Source organism: Modestobacter roseus (genome assembly GCF_007994135.1).
GTDB lineage: Bacteria > Actinomycetota > Actinomycetes > Mycobacteriales > Geodermatophilaceae > Modestobacter > Modestobacter roseus.
Genome location: NZ_VLKF01000001.1, coordinates 114,913 through 131,987, shown reverse-complemented (window position 1 = coordinate 131,987; position 17,075 = coordinate 114,913). Strand labels below are relative to the sequence as shown.

At 73.4% G+C, this 17,075-nt stretch carries 16 protein-coding genes; 7 read left to right on the top strand and 9 right to left on the bottom strand.

The features are described from left to right. Positions 1-16 precede the first annotated feature (16 nt). Entirely contained in the window at positions 17-622 is a 606-nt protein-coding gene (locus JD78_RS00620; protein ID WP_153356408.1) for a hypothetical protein, read from the bottom strand. A 177-nt stretch (positions 623-799) separates the two neighbouring features. Here JD78_RS00620 and JD78_RS00615 point away from each other — a divergent pair, with 177 nt between their 5' ends. From JD78_RS00615 to JD78_RS00600, 4 genes are all read left to right on the top strand, one after another. Continuing rightward, entirely contained in the window at positions 800-2,194 is a 1,395-nt protein-coding gene (locus JD78_RS00615) for a class II fumarate hydratase (RefSeq protein WP_153356404.1), read from the top strand. Between the two features lie 111 nt (positions 2,195-2,305). Next, the gene (locus JD78_RS00610; protein ID WP_153356401.1) at positions 2,306-3,607 is read left to right on the top strand and encodes a citrate synthase; all 1,302 of its coding nucleotides are present in this window, start codon (positions 2,306-2,308) and stop codon (positions 3,605-3,607) included. Positions 3,608-3,909: 302 nt separating this feature from the next. Beyond that, on the top strand, positions 3,910-5,106 hold the full coding sequence (locus tag JD78_RS00605) for an IS110 family RNA-guided transposase (RefSeq protein ID WP_166520884.1): 1,197 nt from the start codon (positions 3,910-3,912) through the stop codon (positions 5,104-5,106). A 401-nt stretch (positions 5,107-5,507) separates the two neighbouring features. Beyond that, positions 5,508-7,160, top strand: a complete 1,653-nt coding sequence (locus tag JD78_RS00600; RefSeq protein WP_153361102.1) for an NlpC/P60 family protein — start codon at positions 5,508-5,510, stop codon at positions 7,158-7,160. Between the two features lie 21 nt (positions 7,161-7,181). Here the strand turns inward: JD78_RS00600 and JD78_RS00595 are convergent, their stop codons facing one another. The 8 genes from JD78_RS00595 to JD78_RS00560 all read right to left on the bottom strand — a co-directional run bounded on the left by JD78_RS00595 (position 7,182) and on the right by JD78_RS00560 (position 13,689). Continuing rightward, positions 7,182-7,940, bottom strand: coding sequence for a hypothetical protein (locus tag JD78_RS00595; RefSeq protein WP_153361101.1), 759 nt, complete (start codon positions 7,938-7,940; stop codon positions 7,182-7,184). Next, entirely contained in the window at positions 7,937-8,284 is a 348-nt protein-coding gene (locus JD78_RS00590; RefSeq protein ID WP_153361100.1) for a hypothetical protein, read from the bottom strand. The genes JD78_RS00595 and JD78_RS00590 overlap by 4 nt, the downstream gene beginning before the upstream one ends. A gap of 191 nt (positions 8,285-8,475) precedes the next feature. Further along, positions 8,476-9,636 (bottom strand): sigma-70 family RNA polymerase sigma factor, encoded by a 1,161-nt coding sequence (locus tag JD78_RS00585; protein ID WP_228395226.1) that lies wholly within the window; start codon positions 9,634-9,636, stop codon positions 8,476-8,478. A gap of 152 nt (positions 9,637-9,788) precedes the next feature. Then, entirely contained in the window at positions 9,789-10,343 is a 555-nt protein-coding gene (locus JD78_RS00580) for a hypothetical protein (protein ID WP_153361099.1), read from the bottom strand. 137 nt (positions 10,344-10,480) lie between these two features. Continuing rightward, complete coding sequence (gene csrA / locus JD78_RS22795; RefSeq protein ID WP_153361098.1) at positions 10,481-10,732, bottom strand: carbon storage regulator CsrA; 252 nt, start codon at positions 10,730-10,732, stop codon at positions 10,481-10,483. Positions 10,733-10,872: 140 nt separating this feature from the next. After that, the gene (flgL, locus tag JD78_RS00570) at positions 10,873-11,784 is read right to left on the bottom strand and encodes a flagellar hook-associated protein FlgL (RefSeq protein ID WP_153361097.1); all 912 of its coding nucleotides are present in this window, start codon (positions 11,782-11,784) and stop codon (positions 10,873-10,875) included. A 4-nt stretch (positions 11,785-11,788) separates the two neighbouring features. Then, positions 11,789-13,204 (bottom strand): flagellar hook-associated protein FlgK, encoded by a 1,416-nt coding sequence (gene flgK / locus JD78_RS00565; protein ID WP_153361096.1) that lies wholly within the window; start codon positions 13,202-13,204, stop codon positions 11,789-11,791. After that, positions 13,201-13,689 carry a flagellar protein FlgN gene (locus JD78_RS00560; RefSeq protein ID WP_153361095.1) on the bottom strand — a complete coding sequence of 163 codons (489 nt, stop codon included), beginning with the start codon at positions 13,687-13,689 and terminating at the stop codon, positions 13,201-13,203. The genes flgK and JD78_RS00560 overlap by 4 nt, the downstream gene beginning before the upstream one ends. A 169-nt stretch (positions 13,690-13,858) precedes the next feature. Between JD78_RS00560 and JD78_RS00555 the strand changes: the two genes are divergently transcribed. The 3 genes from JD78_RS00555 (at position 13,859) to JD78_RS22475 (ending at position 17,074) form a co-directional block, all read left to right on the top strand. Beyond that, positions 13,859-14,818 (top strand): sigma-70 family RNA polymerase sigma factor, encoded by a 960-nt coding sequence (locus JD78_RS00555; RefSeq protein WP_153361094.1) that lies wholly within the window; start codon positions 13,859-13,861, stop codon positions 14,816-14,818. A gap of 124 nt (positions 14,819-14,942) precedes the next feature. Next, entirely contained in the window at positions 14,943-15,776 is an 834-nt protein-coding gene (locus JD78_RS00550) for a flagellin N-terminal helical domain-containing protein (protein WP_153361093.1), read from the top strand. 128 nt (positions 15,777-15,904) lie between these two features. After that, positions 15,905-17,074: a flagellin N-terminal helical domain-containing protein gene (locus JD78_RS22475; RefSeq protein ID WP_166520883.1), complete on the top strand. Its 1,170-nt coding sequence runs from the start codon at positions 15,905-15,907 to the stop codon at positions 17,072-17,074. Position 17,075: the final 1 nt, after the last annotated feature.

Here is a 17,075-nt window from a genome sequence, read left to right as displayed (position 1 = left end):
CGGGCGGCGGCCCGCCTCAGTCCAGCTGACTGCAGGTCCAGACGTCGTACTCCGCGACCCGGCCGCCGCAGGTCAGGCCGTACGGCCCGTACCCCGGGTCCAGCGGCGCCTCCTGGTACAGGTCGTCGCACGTGTGGAACTCGCCGTCGAAGCAGCGCTGGGCGAGGGCGTCCAGCACCGGGTCCTCGCCCAGACCGTCGGGCGCCTCCGGGGCCGTCTGCTCCACCTCGGCCGCGTCCAGGCCGGAGTCGTCCGGGCCGAAGATGCCCAGGCCGCGGTCGGCCATCCCGTAGTCGTCCCGGAGGTCGGCCAGCGCGTCGTCCATCGCCGCCGCCGAGGCGTCGATCATCCCGGCCCCGATGCCCCGGCCCAGGTCCTCGGCGCCCGACCGGACGACCCACGCGCCCAGCACCACCGCCAGCACGATGCCCAGCGCGACGACGCCGCCGACGACCGCGGCCGTGACCAGCGGTGGCCCGCCCCGCCGGGCGTCGCGGGGAGCGGGCGCCGGGGAGCCCGGCCAGGCCCCGCCGGGCACCGCGGTACCCGCCGACCAGCCGGGGGCCGGCCAGGCGGCGCCTGGCCCCGGCGACTGCGGACGACGGGGCTGCTGCTCGGACAAGGGGGCCTCCGGGGCTTCCGGGACCGGCGTCGCGCCGGTCGGGTCCGAGGAACGCTAGAGCGCTCACCCGGCCCGGCCGGTCCGTTGTCCACAGGCGCCCGGGACGGCCCCGTCCCCGGGGGTGTCTAGGGTCGCTGGCGCGAGCTGTCAGCATCCACACCACACCGGGAGCGCACCGTGGCCACCGAGACGGACTACCGCGTCGAGCACGACTCCATGGGGGAGGTGCGCGTCCCCGCCTGGGCGAAGTGGCGGGCCCAGACCCAGCGCGCCGTCGAGAACTTCCCCATCTCCGGCACCCCGATCGAGCGCGAGCTGATCGGTGCCCTGGCCGCCATCAAGGGCGCCGCGGCCACCGTGAACGCCTCACTCGGCGTCCTGCCGCAGGAGATCGCCGACGCCGTCTCCGCCGCCGCGGCCGAGGTGGCCACCGGGAAGTGGGACGCGCACTTCCCGATCGACGTCTTCCAGACCGGCTCGGGCACGTCGAGCAACATGAACACCAACGAGGTCATCGCCACCCTCGCCACCGAGGCACTGGGCTCCCCGGTGCACCCCAACGACCACGTCAACGCCTCGCAGTCGTCCAACGACGTCTTCCCCTCGGCGATCCACGTGGCGGCCACCCGGGCGATCGTCACCGACCTGGTGCCGGCGCTGGAGCACCTCGCCGCGTCGCTGGAGCGGAAGGCCACCGAGTACGCCGAGGTCGTGAAGAGCGGCCGCACCCACCTGATGGACGCCACCCCGGTCACCCTGGGCCAGGAGTTCGGCGGGTACGCCGCCGCCGTCCGGTACGGCATCGAGCGGCTGCACGCCTCGCTCCCCCGGATCGGCGAGCTGCCGCTGGGCGGCACCGCCGTCGGCACCGGGATCAACACCCCACCCGGCTTCGCCGCCGCGATCATCGAGAAGCTCGCCGCCGACCTCGGTCTGCCGCTGTCGGAGGCGCGCGACCACTTCGAGGCGCAGAGCTCCCGCGACGCCCTGGTCGAGGGCTCCGGCCAGCTCAAGACGATCGCCGTCGGGCTCATCAAGATCGCCAATGACCTGCGCTGGATGGGCTCGGGCCCGCGCACCGGCCTGGGCGAGATCGAACTGCCCGACCTGCAGCCGGGCAGTTCGATCATGCCGGGCAAGGTCAACCCGGTCATCCCCGAGGCCGTCATCCAGGTGGGCGCGCAGGTGATCGGCAACGACGCCGCCGTCACGTACGCCGGCACCACCGGGGTCTTCGAGCTGAACGTGACCCTGCCGCTGATGGCCCGCAACGTGCTGGAGTCGATCCGGCTGCTGGCCAACGTCAGCCGGCTGCTGGCCGACCGCTGCGTCGACGGCATCACCGCGAACGTCGACCAGTGCCGGGAGTACGCGGAGTCCTCGCCCTCGATCGTCACCCCGCTGAACAAGTACATCGGCTACGAGGAGGCGGCGAAGGTCGCCAAGCAGTCGCTGGCCGAGCAGAAGACGATCCGCCAGGTCGTCGTGGAGCGCGGCTACGTGCAGCAGGGGAAGCTCACCGAGGAGCAGCTGGACGCCGCCCTCGACGTGCTGTCGATGACCCACCCCTGACCCAGCCGGGAGACCCACCCCGGACGAGCGACCCGGATGGTGTGCCACGCGCAGGATTCCTGCCCCCCGGGCACGCCATCCGGGGGCCCGGGGCAGTAGCGTCCAGAGCTGATGAGCGAGACAGCGAGCACCGACGACGTGGCCCTGCGCTTCCCCGGCGGCGAACTCCCCCTGCGGGAGATCCCCGCGACGGAGGGCGCCCCTGGCATCGACACCAGCAAGCTGCTGTCCACGACCGGCAGGGTCGCGCTGGACATCGGCTTCGTGAACACCGCGTCCTGCACCTCGGAGATCACCTACATCGACGGTGACGCCGGGGTCCTGCGGTACCGGGGTTACCCGATCGACCAGCTGGCCGGGCAGGCCAGCTTCCTCGAGGTGTCGTACCTGCTGATCTACGGCGAGCTGCCCACCGCCGACCAGCTGGAAGCGTTCGACCAGCGGATCCGCCGGCACACCCTGCTGCACGAGGACCTCAAGCAGTTCTTCAACGGCTTCCCGCGGGACGCCCACCCGATGCCGGTGCTCAGCTCGGCGGTCAGCGCGCTGTCCACCTTCTACCAGGACTCGCTCGACCCGTTCAGCCCCGAGCAGGTGGAGCTCTCGACCGTCCGGCTGCTGGCCAAGCTGCCGACGATCGCGGCCTACGCCTACAAGAAGTCCGTGGGCCAGCCGATGCTCTACCCGGACAACTCCCTGGGCCTGGTGGAGAACTTCCTCCGGATGACCTTCGGCTTCCCGGCCGAGCCGTACGAGGCCGACCCGGAGCTGGTCAAGGCACTGGACATGCTCTTCGTCCTGCACGCCGACCACGAGCAGAACTGCTCCACCTCCACGGTGCGGCTGGTCGGCTCCTCGCACGCCAACCTGTTCGCCTCGGTCTCCGCCGGCATCAACGCGCTGTTCGGCCCGCTGCACGGCGGGGCCAACCAGTCGGTGCTGGAGATGCTGGAGGCGATCAAGCGCGACGGCGGCGACATCCCCCGGTTCGTCGAGCGGGTCAAGAACAAGGAGCCCGGCGTCAAGCTGATGGGCTTCGGTCACCGGGTCTACAAGAACTACGACCCGCGCGCGGCGATCGTGAAGCAGACCGCCGACACCGTGCTGAGCAAGCTCGGCGGCAACAACGAGCTGCTCGACCTGGCCCGCCAGCTCGAGGAGATCGCCCTCTCCGACGACTACTTCATCGAGCGCAAGCTCTACCCGAACGTCGACTTCTACACCGGGCTCATCTACCGGGCGATGGGCTTCCCGGTCCGGATGTTCACCGTGCTCTTCGCGCTCGGTCGCGTGCCCGGCTGGATCGCCCAGTGGCGCGAGATGATCGAGGACCCGGCGACCAAGATCGGCCGTCCGCGGCAGGTCTACACCGGCCCGGCCGAGCGCTCCTTCCTGGAGATCGCCCAGCGGTAGTCCCGCCCGCGCCAACACCTCACCGGCCCCCGTCGTCCACCCGGACGGCGGGGGCTCGGTCATGTGTGGGTATCCCCCCCGTTACCTTCCTCGCGTCCCCGCTGAGGGGGCTCCTGGTCACCAGGTCCGGCATGACTGACTGCCCCTGTCGTTGATGATCCGGGGGGTGTTGTCACCGGGCCTGGTGGCACTGGTGGACCGCTGATAGGGACATGGCTGCCTTCGGGTAGGTCTTCGTAACGTGGCTGCCGGCAACCGGTGCTCGACTGGCCAGGACGGGCATCGGTGCGGGAGGCACATCGATGAGCGATCTCGGCTACGCGATCTTCTGCGGGTTGGACGTCGGCAAAGGCACCCATCACGCGGTGGCACTGGACCCTGACGGGAAGCGGCTGCACGACGGGGCGCTACCGCAAGACGAGCAGCGGTTGCGCCAACTGTTCACCGGCCTGCAGGTTCACGGCGACGTGCTGGTGGTCGTGGATCAGCCGGCCACAATCGGTGCGCTGCCGATCGCGGTCGCCCGGGACGTGGGATGCCAGGTCGCCTACCTGCCCGGGCTGGCGATGCGCCGGATCGCGGACCTGCACCCGGGGTCGGCCAAGACCGACGCCCGGGACGCCTACGTCATCGCCGAGGCCGCCCGGACCATGCCGCGCACACTGCGCCAGGTTGATCCCGGTGAAGAAGTGCTGGCCGAGCTCGGCGTGCTGATCGGATTCGACGATGACCAGGCCGCCGAGGCCACCCGGCTGAGCAACCGCATCCGCGGGCTGCTCACCCAGATCCACCCCGCCGCCGAGCGAGTGCTCGGTCCTCGAGTGAGCACCACGGTCGTGCTGGAGTTGCTCTCCCGTTTCGGCGGCCCCGCCGGACTTCGCGCAGCCGGCAAGCGGCGACTGATCACCGTTGCCCGCAAGGCCGCACCCCGCGCTGGCGAGCAACTGGTCACCGACCTGCTCGCCGCACTCGACGAGCAGACAGTGGTCGTTCCCGGCAGCGCAGCCGCGGAGAAGGTGCTGCCGCGGCTGGCCGAATCCCTGGCCCAAGTGCTCACCCAACGGCGGCAGATCGCCGAGGAAGTGGAAGGGATCCTCGATGCCCACCCTCTTGCCAAGGTCCTGACCTCGATGCCCGGCGTGGGGGTCAGGACCGCAGCCCGCATCCTGCTCGAAGTCGGTGACGGCAGCGCCTTCCCGACCTCCGGGCACTTGGCTGCCTACGCCGGCCTGGCGCCGGTCACCCGCCGCTCGGGCTCCTCGATCCGCGGCGAGCACCCGCCCCAGGGAGGCAACAAGCAGCTCAAGCGGGCACTGTTCCTCTCCGCCTTCGCCGCCCTGGCCGACCCAACCTCACGGGCCTACTACGACCGCAAGCGCGCCGCCGGGAAACGACACAACGCCGCCCTCATCTGCCTGGCCCGACGCCGAGTCGACGTCCTGTTCGCCATGCTCCGCGAAGGCACCCTCTACGAGACCCGGTCCGCCCGACCGGCTTGACCGGACCCATAGGGACACCCCCCCCGATGGGGTGAGGTGCACCCCCCGAACGCGTGAGGACCCTCCACCCCCCGGCGGGGGACGTCGATGGGATCGGAGCAGGTCGCCACCCGGCGGCCCGACGACCCGGCCGACGACCCGAGGGGGACCCCGGTGCCCGCACCGCGCGCGCAGTCCGCTGCGCCACGGCCTCGCGCCCAGAGCCCCCGTCAGCGCCCCGTCCCCGGCAACCGCACCGGCCGCCCCGCCGGGGCCACCGGCCCCGTCCCACCGCTCAGCGCCGGAACCCCGGCACCGGGCGGCCCCGGACCTCGGGCCGCCCCCGCCCCGCCGGTGCCCGCCGGTCCCCCGGAAAGCCTCCCGCCCGCCGGTCCCTGCGGCTGTGGTGGCGGCGGCTGGCCGTGGTCACCGGGGCCACCGCCACGATCGTCGCGCTGCTGGGCTCGATCGCCCAGCCGCCGACCGAGGCCGGCCAGGTCGCCGGCCAGGCACAGGCACCCGGCACCGCCACCGAGCTCGCCGACGCCGCCGCCCGCTACCGGACCGCCGCCGACACCGCCGCGCGCCATGCCGCCCAGGCCCAGCAGGCCCGGGACGCCGGGGCAGCCGTGCTGGCCGAGGTCGCCGCCGACCGGGTCGCCGTCGGCGAGATCGCCACGGCCGCCTACCAGCGCAGCGCCGACGAGCGCTGGCCGCTGGCCCAGCTCTCGCTCCACTCCCCCGGCACCACCGGCGACGTGCTGCACGCCCAGGGCCTCGCCGAGCAGCTCACCGACGACCGGGACGCCCGGGTGGCGCGGGTCGCCTCGGCTGCCGTGCGGGCCGCGGAGTACACCGACGCCGCCACCGCGGCCGAGGCACGCGCCGCCGAGGCGCGACGGGAGTCCGGCGAGGTGCTGGCCGAGGTGCGGGCTCTGGTCACCGACCTGGACCCGCTCACCGCCGCGTCCTGGGCCGGGTCGGCCGGCGCCACCGCCAGCCCCGCGCAGGCGGCCGACAACGCCGCCGCCGTGACCGGCTGGCAGGAGTACCTGACCCGGCTCGCCGTCGCCGGCGTCACGCCGCCCGCCGCCGCCGAGCTGGCCGACCCCGACTCGCTGCCGACCGGCCTGGCCGCCCTCCGGGACGCCGCCGGCACTCCGGTGCCCGGCGTCGCCCTGACCTACGCCGCCGGCTCGACGATCACCGTGCTGCCCGCCGAGACGGTCGCGGCGGTCAGCGCCGGGTTCGCCCTGCTGGGCCGGCCCTACCTGCCCGGGCGGAGCGGCCCCGACGGGTTCGACTGCGGCGGCTTCACCTCCGCCGTCTGGGCCCACGGCGGCTTCGGCCTGCCGGCCGCACCGGCCGCCCAGTGGGCGCAGGGCACCCCCGTGCCCGAGGGGCAGCTGCAGGTCGGCGACCTGGTGTTCACCACCGTCGGCGGCACCACGGTGGACGACGTGGGCATCTACGTCGGTGGCCGCAGCGTGCTGTCCGCCTCCGCCGACCGCTGGCAGGTCGCGGTGCGCGAGGTCCCGGACCTGCGCGCCGCCGTCCGGGTCACCGTGCCGACCGGCACCCCGGCGCCGCTGCCGGCCGCCTCACCCACCGCGCCCACCTGCAGCGCCCCGGTGCCGGCACCGGGCAGCGACCGGGCACCCGTCGACCCGGCCTGGGGCGGGTTCGCCAACGGGCGCATCCCGGCCGACCAGCTGTGCTCGATCGGCTACCCGCACCGCCTGCGCTGCGACGCGGCGGCTGCCTACACCGCGATGTCCGCGGCCTACCAGGCCACCTTCGGCGGCCCGCTGTGCATCACCGACTCCTACCGGTCGCTGAGCGCGCAGATCGACGCCCACGCGCGCAAGCCGCGGATCACCGCGGTCCCGGGCACGTCCAACCACGGCTGGGCCCTGGCGGTCGACCTGTGCGGCGGGATCAACCGCTTCGGCACGGTGCAGAGCGCCTGGATGCAGGCGAACGCCGGCCGCTGGGGCTGGGTGCACCCCGACTGGGCGCAGGCCGGCGGCAGCAACCCCGAGCCCTGGCACTGGGAGTACGGCGCCCTGGCCTGACCGGGCCGGCGGGAGGTGCGGTCAGCTCCAGCCGAGGTCGGGGATGCGCCGCCAGGGCAGGACGACGCTCAGGTCGGCCGCCTCGGCCACCAGCCGGCGGGCCACGCCCGCCTCCGCGCAGGCGACCGGGCGCCCCGGCGTCACCACCGCGTGCACGTCGCGCACCCGCATGCCGCGCGCCCGCATCTCGCCCAGCAACCGGCCGGGGGCGACGAGGACGGCGGAGTCGGCGCCGGGGACGCTCGTGGTGGTCCACAGGCCCACCGGCCCCTCGACCCGCAGCGCTCCCTCCACGGCGAGCGACCGGTCCCAGGCGGCCGAGCGGGTGTGGTGCACGTCGGGCAGCGACGCGTTCCGGGACGGGCGCCAGGGCACCAGCAGGCCGGCCCGCCGGACCACCACCCGCCAGCCCAGCGCGCCGGCGCGTCCCTCGGCCCAGTCGAGGACGGCCACCCCGGCCGCGGCGGCAACCGCGTCGGGCACGGGCCGGTGGTCCAGCCAGCGGCGCAGCGCGGCCAGCACCTCGTCGGGGGTGCCGGCGACGCGTGCCCGGGTCATCTGCGCGGCGAGCTCACCGATCAGCACCCGGCTCGTCCGGCCGGCCTCCTCGACGACCAGGAGCTCCCCGCGCGGCCCGTCGGCGACCGAGAGCCGCAGCCCCGGCAGCGGCGCGGTCCCGGCCAGGTGGTCCACGGCGTCGCGGACGTCGTCGGGATCGACCTCGGTGCGCACGAGCCGGCGCAGCAGCCCGGCCGGGGACCCGAAGGGCGAGTCGGTCACCGGCTGCGCCCGGTGGTCAGGGCGGCCCGGGCGACGGGGGCGAGGCCGGTGAGCGACAGCACGCTCGCCAGCTCCACGGCCGACAACCGGACCGGGACGACGTCGTCCCCCCAGCCGGTCGCGCTCCGGACCCGGGCCACCGAGGCCGGCCAGACCAGTTCCCGGGCAGCGGCCACGTGCAGCTCGGTGAGCACGTCACCGAGGTGGACGGCGGCCACGGGGTGCACCGGCTCGCCGTCGAGGGCAGCCTGCACGGCCCGCTCGACCTCGCCCCGGTCGGCGGCGTCGAGCCAGTGCGGCACGAGGACGGACTGGTCGGTGTCCTCGGCGGGCGGGACGCTCACGAGCCGTTCCCCCGGCGCTCCCGCGCGGTGCGGCGGGCGCGGTACGGGGCGGTCACGAGAGGGATATCGGCAGGTCGGCGGCGAGTTCGACCCGTAGCCCGGCACATTTGCCACATCGTCACGTCCCGGAACGGCGACCGCCCGGCCACCCGGGTCGGGGTGGCCGGGCGGTCGCCGGGCGAGGAACGGGGTCAGCCGCCCAGTTCGGTCAGCCGGGTCTTGAGGGCCTTCTCGGCGCGGTCGGCGTGCACGTTCATGTTGCGCACCGAGGTGCCCAGGTCCGCCGACAGCTGCGTCTTGGTCTTGCCGCCCCAGGTGGTCAGGTACCAGGTCGCCCAGCCGAGCACGTTGGGCTGGGCGGCGCGCTGGTCACGCCGCGCGGTGGGGTCGGGGGCGCAGGCGGCGGTGAGCGCGTGGGACAGCAGCGTCTGCTCGGCCTCGCCCATGATCTCGTCGGGCACCTCGGAGCTGTCCGGGAGCACGAACTCCACGGCGTCGGCGCCGCCGTCCAGCGACTGCAGGTTGCGCAGGCCGGTGAGCGTGGCGACGGTCTGGGAGTTGCGGCGCAGCGTGGCCACGCTCTGCCCCATGTAGGCGGCGAGCTCCTTCTCGCTGGGCCGGCGCTGGTGCTCGGCGGTGAAGGCGGCGACCGCCTTCTGCTGCTTGTTCTCGGTGTCGGCGGCGGTGCGGCCGTAGGCGTTGCGGCCCAGGTCGTGCACCCACTTGGACAGCTGGGTGGCCAGGTAGGCGCCGAAGGGCACCGACTTCGTCTCGTCGTAGGTGGACACCGCCTTGAGCACCCACTCGGCCACCTGCTGGTCGATGTCGTCGTTGTCCGGCAGGTGCAGCCGGATGGTGCTCATGTTCCGCTGCAGGCGCTTGAGGCTGACCCGGCAGTAGTGCCGGCACAGGTCGGCGAGGAACGCCGGCGGCAGGTCGCGCGGTGCCCGGCGGCGGACGCCGGCCTCCGGGCGCAGCCCGACGGTGGCGATCCCCTCACCGGCGCACCAGTTGCGGACCAGGGTGGCCAGCGCCTCCCCCGTGCCCGGCCGGCCGTCGACCCGGTAGAGCCCCTCGCCCTCGTCGTAGCTGACCTCGACGCCGGCGGGCAGGGCGGCCCGGAAGTCGGCCAGCGAGATCTCGCGGTCGGTGCGGAAGTGCACCCGGTCGCGCGGGGTGATCGGGGCGAGCGCCCACCCCTCGGCCTCCGGGAGCCCGCCGAAGACCAGCGGTTCGCGGCCGCGGCCGCGCTCGTCGTCGGTCACCGGGGTGCTGTCGAGGAGGGTGCTGTCGACGGTGGTGGCCGTGTCAGCGGTGGTGGTCGTGTCGGCGGTGGTGGTGTGCTGGGGCACCGGGTCCTCCTGAGGGGAAGTGCAGGTGGGCGGGGTGTCGGGTGGCCGGCTGGCCTCTCAGCGTCGATCAGGTGACCTGATCAATGCCTTTCCCCCTGCACCAGCGTTGGTGCGGAGGGACAGTCGTTGCTGTGGGGGGACGCCGTCCGGGCTCAGGCCGGGACGGGGATGCCGCGGAGGCCGGCGACCGGCGCGCCCACGACGGAGGACGGGGTGCGCGGGGTGGGGATGCGGGGCATCGGCGCGCGGGGCGCGGGGGTCCGCGCACCGCCGACGGCGTCGAGCACGCCGGCCACGGCCGCCCGCTCGGCCTCGTTCGGCTCCCCGACGTAGACCGGCATGAAGTCGTAGAGGTCGGTGAAGAGGGCGTCGACGAAGGCGTAGGCCGCCTGCGCCTCGGGGGAGAACCGGGCGATCTGGTCGCGCGGGCCCAGCTCGACGCCGACCGTCACCCGCACGGCGCGGGCGTCACCCGACAGGCCGGTCAGCGCGAAGGCGACCGACTCGTGCCGTGCGGCCAGCGCGGTGAGCGCGGCGAGGCACCGGCGGGTGGCCGAGCGACGCGGGCGCAGCTGCACGTGCACGACGACCGTGTCGGACCAGCCGGCGTCGACCGGGGTGCTGTCGGCGGTGCCGTCGGCGAGGGTGCTGTCGGCGAGCAGGTCGACCGCCTCGACCGTGCTCGTGGTGCGTGCGCTGAGTGCCATCTTGGTCTCCCCCTGTAACTGGCGCGGTAGGGGAAGAGTTGCGCAGTGCCCGATTGACCGACGGCAAGACTCGCCGCCCTGTGACTACTGAGGCGGACGAGTCGAGCGCTAGTTGGCCCGAAATGTCCAGACCGTTGTCACTTCTTGCTGGATGCCTGCTCCGACTCTGGCGCGAATGCTGCCAAGGCGCCCAGCGCATCGGCGGCCACCTCGGCGGCGAGGGCGTTCGCCTCGGCGATCTGCCGGTAGACCTCCTCGCGGTGGATCGCCACCTCGCGGGGGGCCTTGAAGCCCAGCCGCACGGTGCCACCGCGGACCTCGACGACGTAGACCTCGATGTCCTCGCCGATGCGGATGCTCTCGCCGACGCTGCGGGTGAGTGTGAGCATGTCGTTGACCCCTCCATGGGTGTGTGTGGCCATCCGTGGCGTGCCCCGCGCGGGTGCGGGACCGGGACGCCGTCAGGCGACGTCCCGCACTTCCCTTCTCGGCAGGTCGGCCGCCGGACCGGCGACCGACCCGCCCCTGCTCAGCGCAGGAAGTCCAGCAGACTCGGCTGGATCGCCTTCGCCGTGGCCCCGAGGGCCGCCTCGTAGCCGGTCTGCTGCATCTGCAGGTTCATGATGGTCTTCGCCAGGTCGACGTTCTCGATGTCGGCCGAGCGGCTGGTCAGCGACAGCTGCAGGTCGGCGTTCACCTGCTTGGCGGTCTCCAGCCGGGAGGTGCGGGTGCCGATGTCGGCGGCACCCTTGAGCATCCGGCTGAGCGCCTCGTCCAGCGCCGCCAGGTGACCCTCCAGCGCGGCCGGGTCAGCGACCACGTCGCCCGCGATGTCCCCGACGATCGCGAACAGGTCGCGGGTGGGCGGGGTCGCCCCCGGGTCGTTCACGCCGAAGACCTCCGGGCCGGTGATGTCGATGCGGATGACGTCGGCGTCGGAGACCTGCCGGTTGATCGGCGTCCCGCCGTCCCCGCTGCCGACGTAGCCACCGGAGGCGACGTCGTAGGCGGCGGGTCCGGCGGTGATGCCGCCGAAGATCGGCCGGTTCTGCACCGTCCGGTTGGCCAGCCCCAGCAGGCTCTCCCGGATGCCGGCGACCTCGGTGGCGATGGCGGCCCGCGAGTCCTCGCCCATCGCCCCGGTGTTCAGGCCCTTGACGGTCAGGTCCCGCACCTTCTGCACCTGCCAGATCATGTTCTGCAGGGTCGAGTCGGTGGCATCGAGGAAGCCCATGCCGTCGCTGATGTTGCGGGCGTGCTGCGTGGCGGTGGCCAGCTCCTGCCGGGTCAGGATTGCGGCGTTGGTGCCGGCCGGGTCGTCCGAGGGCTTGTTGATCGTCTTGCCGGAGGTCAGCTGCTGCTGCAGCCTCTGGATCGCGTCCATGTTCCGGTTCAGCCCCTGCAGGCTGGTCTGGACGACGGCCTTGTGCGTGATCCTCATCGGGTCACAGCCCCACGCGGCCGGTGCGGTTGATCAGCACGTCGAGCGTCTCGTCGATCGTGGTGATCATGCGGGCCGCCGCCGAGTAGCCGTGCTGGAAGCGGAGCATGTTGGTCATCTCCTCGTCGAGGTTCACCCCGGAGACGGCTTCGCGGGAGGCCTCCACCTGACTGGCCACCACCGTCTGGGTCTTCAGGTTGCCGGTCGCCACCGACGCGTCGACGCCCAGCTGGACGATCAGCTGGCGGTAGGCCACCGCGGTGCCGTCCGGGGAGCTCTGCAGCTTGGCGATCGCCATCGCGTTGCGGTTGTCGGTGGTCGGCGTGGGGGCCGTGGACCCGTCGGCGGCGGCGAGCCGACGGGTGTCGCTGATCGCCAGCGTGAGCGTCTTGGCGGTGATGCCGGTCAACGCGCCGGCCCCGTCGTCGAACAGCGCGCCGCCGGGGGCGCCGGTCTTGTCCACCCCCGCGGTGTGCGCGGAGTTGAACTCGTCGGCCAGCCGCTGGGCGACGCCGTCCAGCCGGGCCCGGTACCCGGGGATGGTCTCGCGCAGCGCGGTGAGCTGGCCGCCGCCCGTGCCGCCCGGGGTCACGGTCGTCCCCCCGGGGTCGGTGACCAGCCGGGGGTCGGTGCCCGTCACCGCGAGCGGGTCGCTGGTCCCCACGACCCGGAGACCGGTCGAGGAGCTCCCGGAGATCAGCGTCGCACCGCCCACCGCGACGTCGACGGTGCCGAAGTCGCCCTTCGAGGAGGTGGCGCCGATCGTCTGGGACAGCTTCAGTACCAGGGCGTCGCGCTGGTCGGCGAGCTCGTTGCTCGGCAGCCCGGTCTGGGTCGCCTTCTTGATCGCGGTGTTGAGCTGGGCCACCTGCGCGATGGTGGTGTTGACGTCGTCGGCCAGCACGTCGAGCGCGCTGCGGGTCTGCGTCCAGGCCTTGTCGAGCGCGGCGTCGGTGGTGCGGAACTCGGCGACCAGGGTGGCCGTCTTCTGCAGCACCGCGGTGCGGGCGCCGTCCTCGGTCGGGTTGCTCGCCAGGTCGCCCCAGGACTTGAAGACGTCGGTGAGCTTGGCCTGGATGCCGGTCTCGCCCGGCTCCCGGAACGCCTGCTCGATCTGGGCGAGCGTCGTGTCGTGCACCGTCAGCGAGGCGGTCCTGCCGCTCTCCGCCTGGGCGCGCGCCTCCAGGAACGCGTCCCGGATGCGGATGACGGTGTCGGCGTTGACGCCCTGGCCGACGTCCTTGCTCACCGACCAGATCGCCGGCACCGGGTTGCCCCCGACCGACTGCAGCTCGGCGCGCTGGCGGCTGTAGCCCTCGGTGTTGACGTTGGCGACGTTCTGCCCGGTGACGTCCAGTCCGCGCTGCTGGGCCCACAGGGCCGACGTCGCGGTGTTCAGACCGCCGAACGTGCCACTCACAGGGCACCGTCCAGGGTCACCGAGCGGTAGGCGTTGCCCGCACTGCGGCCGTTATGCGTGTAGGTGCCCGACGCGGTCCCCGTGCGGGAGGACAGCAGCGCGTCGCCGATCACCGACAGCCCACTCTCGATCAGCTCCTTGTTCGCGTCGGAGAGGCTGCGCAGCTCGGTGACGAGCGTCAGCAGCGCCTCGTGGTGCTTGGCGTAGAGGTCGTTCCACGGCGCGGGCGCCGAGTCGGCCAGCTGCCGCAGCGAGGGGTTGGCCTCCAGCCCGAGCCGGCCGGCGATCTGCTCGGTCGCGGCGGCGCGCTCCACCTCGAGGGTGCGCAGCTGCTCCAGGACGACCTCGATCTCGTGCGCGATGCGCGGCAGCCAGCGGCTCTTCCCGGTGAGGATCAGGTACTGCTTCTCCTCGGCCTTGAACAGCAGCAGGTCCAGGAGCTCGTGCTCCCGCCACAGCAACGTCGACAGGTGCTGGTGGTCCATGCCGGCCGCCCTCCTCGTCGTCGTCTCCGTCCGCGGCACGTGCCCGGGTGGGCCTGCCGACGCACCTCCATCGGCACCGGCCGGCGTCCGGTCAAGCCGAGCGGCGCGGTCACACAGAAATCGGCGCCAGCCGGTCCCGGTCCGGCTCCGGCCCGCCGAGAGAGACCTCGTGACCGCAGCCAGCCCCACCCCCGTCGCCGGGGGCGAACGCCGACACCCCGACGTCGACGCACTGGTGACCACCCATCTGCCGCTGACGCACTTCGCGGTGAACGCGGTGGCCTCGCGCATCTCGCTGCCCAGCCACGTCAGCCGGGAGGACCTGCAGGCCTGCGCCCGCGTCGCGCTGGTCGAGGTGGCCCGCCGGTTCGACCCGACGGCCGGGGCGACGTTCGCGACCTACGCCCTCCCCCGCCTCCAGGGCGCCGTCCTCGACGAGCTGCGCTCGGGCGACTGGGCCAGCCGCTCGGTCCGCGCCGCCGCCCGGCGCACCGACGCCGCCGCCGACGCCCTCACCATGAGCCTGGGCCGGCCGCCCACCCGCGAGGAGCTCGCCGCCAGCCTGGGGGTCGGCCGGGCCGAGCTGGACTCCCTCCAGGTCGACGTGCACCGGGCCGTGATGGTCAGCATCGACGCCGAGACCGGCGTCGACGGCACCTCCCTGGACCTGCCCGACACCGGCGACTCCCCCGAGCGCGCGCTGCTGCGTTCCGAACGGGCCCGGCACCTGCACGAGGCGATCCGCGCCCTCCCCGACCGCCTCGACGAGGTCGTGGAGCGGAACTTCTTCGGTGACGAGTCGCTGACCGACATCGCCGACTCCCTCGGCGTGACCCTGTCCCGGGTCTCGCAGATGCGGGCCCGCGCCCTCACCCTGCTGCACGCGGCGATGAGCGAGGTGTGGGACGGCGCGCCCGTGACGGCGCAGGGCGGGGTGCGCGCCCGCAACCAGCAGCGCGCCTACGTGGACCGGGTAGCCGCTGCGCAGGGTGCCGGCCGGGAGGCGGCGCGGCCGTCGGTCCCGGCCCCCGCGGCACCCCGGACGGCGGTGCCGACGCCGGCCGCCCGGGTGCGCCAGCGGTACGGCTGGCAGGTCGCCGAACGCGAGGCCGCCGCCCAGCCGGCCTGAGTCACAGCAGCACCCGGCACCCCACCCGTTTCGGCTCAACACCGGAGCGGGCGGACCGTAGGTGAGGAGGCCCACGCACGACTGCGGTGGGCCTGCTCACCGCGCTCGGTCCACGGAGGGTCCCTTGAGCCTCGTCATCAGCAACATCGCCGGCCTGAACTCCCACCGCGCCCTGGCGGTCGCCGACCGCCAGCTGACCACCTCGCTCGAGCGGCTGACCTCCGGCAGCCGGATCAACCGGGCGGCGGACGACGCCGCCAACCTGGCGATCTCGGAGAACATGCGGGCCCAGATCGGCGGGTTGCGGGTCGCGCTGCGCAACAGCCACGACGGCATCTCGGTGCTGCGGACCGCCGAGGGGGCACTGACCGAGACGCAGGGCATCCTGCACCGGATGCGGGACCTGTCGGTGCAGGCGGCCAACGCCGGCGCTCTCGACGACGCCGCCCGGACAGCCGTGCAGTCGGAGATCACCGGGCTGACCAGCGAGCTGGACCGGATCGCCGGCACCACCCGGTTCAACGGCCGGCCGCTCCTCGACGGGAGCTACCGGGCCGGCTTCCAGATCGGTGCCGACGTCGGCCAGACCATCGCGATCGATCTCGGGCCCGCCATGGACGCCAGCGGGCTGGGCGTGGCCGCGGTGGACGTGCGGACCGACCCGGACGCCCCCGTCTCGGGCGCGCGCGCGGCGATCGCCGCCCTCGACGCGGCGATCGGTCACGTGTCGACGATCCGCGGGGCCGTCGGCGCGGTGCAGAACCGGCTCGAGCACAACATCGAGAAGCTCGGGACAGCGCTGACCAACACCGCGGCGTCCGAGAGCCGCATCCGCGACGCCGACATGGCCCAGGAGACCACCCAGCTCGCCCGGACCCGGGTGCTCACCGAGGCCGGCACGGCGATGCTGGCCCAGGCCAACCAGTCGGCCCCCCGGGTGCTGCGCCTGCTGAGCTGACCTCCCCCGGGAGGGGGATCCTCCGCAGCGGCGCTCAAGAGCCTCCCGGCAGCCGCCGTTGAGGGGGCCAGAGCCCACCGCACGGACGTGGTGGGCGCCGAGGCCCCGTCCAAGGAGGCACCACCACCATGGGTCTGACCGTCAACAACAACATCGCTGCGCTGAACTCCTACCGGAACCTGTCGGTCACCGACAGCCAGATGAGCAAGTCGCTGGAGAAGCTCTCCTCCGGCTTCCGCATCAACCGCGCCGCCGACGACGCCGCCGGCCTGGCCATCTCCGAGGGCCTGCGCTCGCAGATCGGTGGCCTCAAGGTCGCCGTCCGCAACACCCAGGACGGTGTGTCGGTCGTGCAGACCGCGGAAGGCGCGCTGACCGAGACGCACTCGATCCTGCAGCGCATGCGCGACCTGTCGGTGCAGGCGTCCAACGCCGGCTCGCTCAACGACGACGCGAAGAAGAACATCCAGTCCGAGGTGTCCCAGCTCAAGAGCGAGCTGGACCGGATCGCCTCCACGACGAACTTCAACGGCAAGCAGCTGCTGGACGGCAAGTACAACACCAGCTTCCAGGTCGGCTCCAACGCCGGGGAGACCATCGGCGTCAGCATCGGCACCGCCATGGGCGCCCAGGGCCTGGGCGTCGAGGGCGTCGACGTGTCCGCCGCCGGCACCGGCACCACCGGCACGCAGACCACGAACGCCGCGGCCAGCACCGCCTCGGTGTCCACCGTCGGTGCGGCGAACGACTACACCACCGCTGCCGGGTTCGACGGCCTCAACGGGTCGATCTCCTACAACGGCAAGAGCGTGGACCTGGCCTCGGTCAGGTTCGCCTCGGCCGACACCGCCGGCGACAAGCTCACCAAGGTGCAGTCGGCGCTGGACGCCGCCTTCGGCGCCGGTGCGGTCACCGCCGGGGCCACCGCCACCGGCCTGACCTTCACCGGCACGGCCCCCGGCGCCACCCCGACCGCCCAGCAGCTGGCCGACGCGGAGGTCACCTTCACCGCCGCCTCGGGCGCCTCCGAGGCGATCAAGAAGATCGACGACGCCATCAAGACCGTGAGCACCACCCGCGCCGACCTGGGTGCCATCCAGAACCGGTTCGAGCACACGGTGAACAACCTCAACGTCGCGATCGAGAACGTGACCGCATCGGAGAGCCGGATCCGCGACACCGACATGGCCGCGGAGATGACCAACTTCACCCGCGCCCAGATCCTGACCCAGGCCGGCACCGCGATGCTGGCCCAGGCCAACCAGGCCCCGCAGAACATCCTGCGCCTGCTGGGCTGAT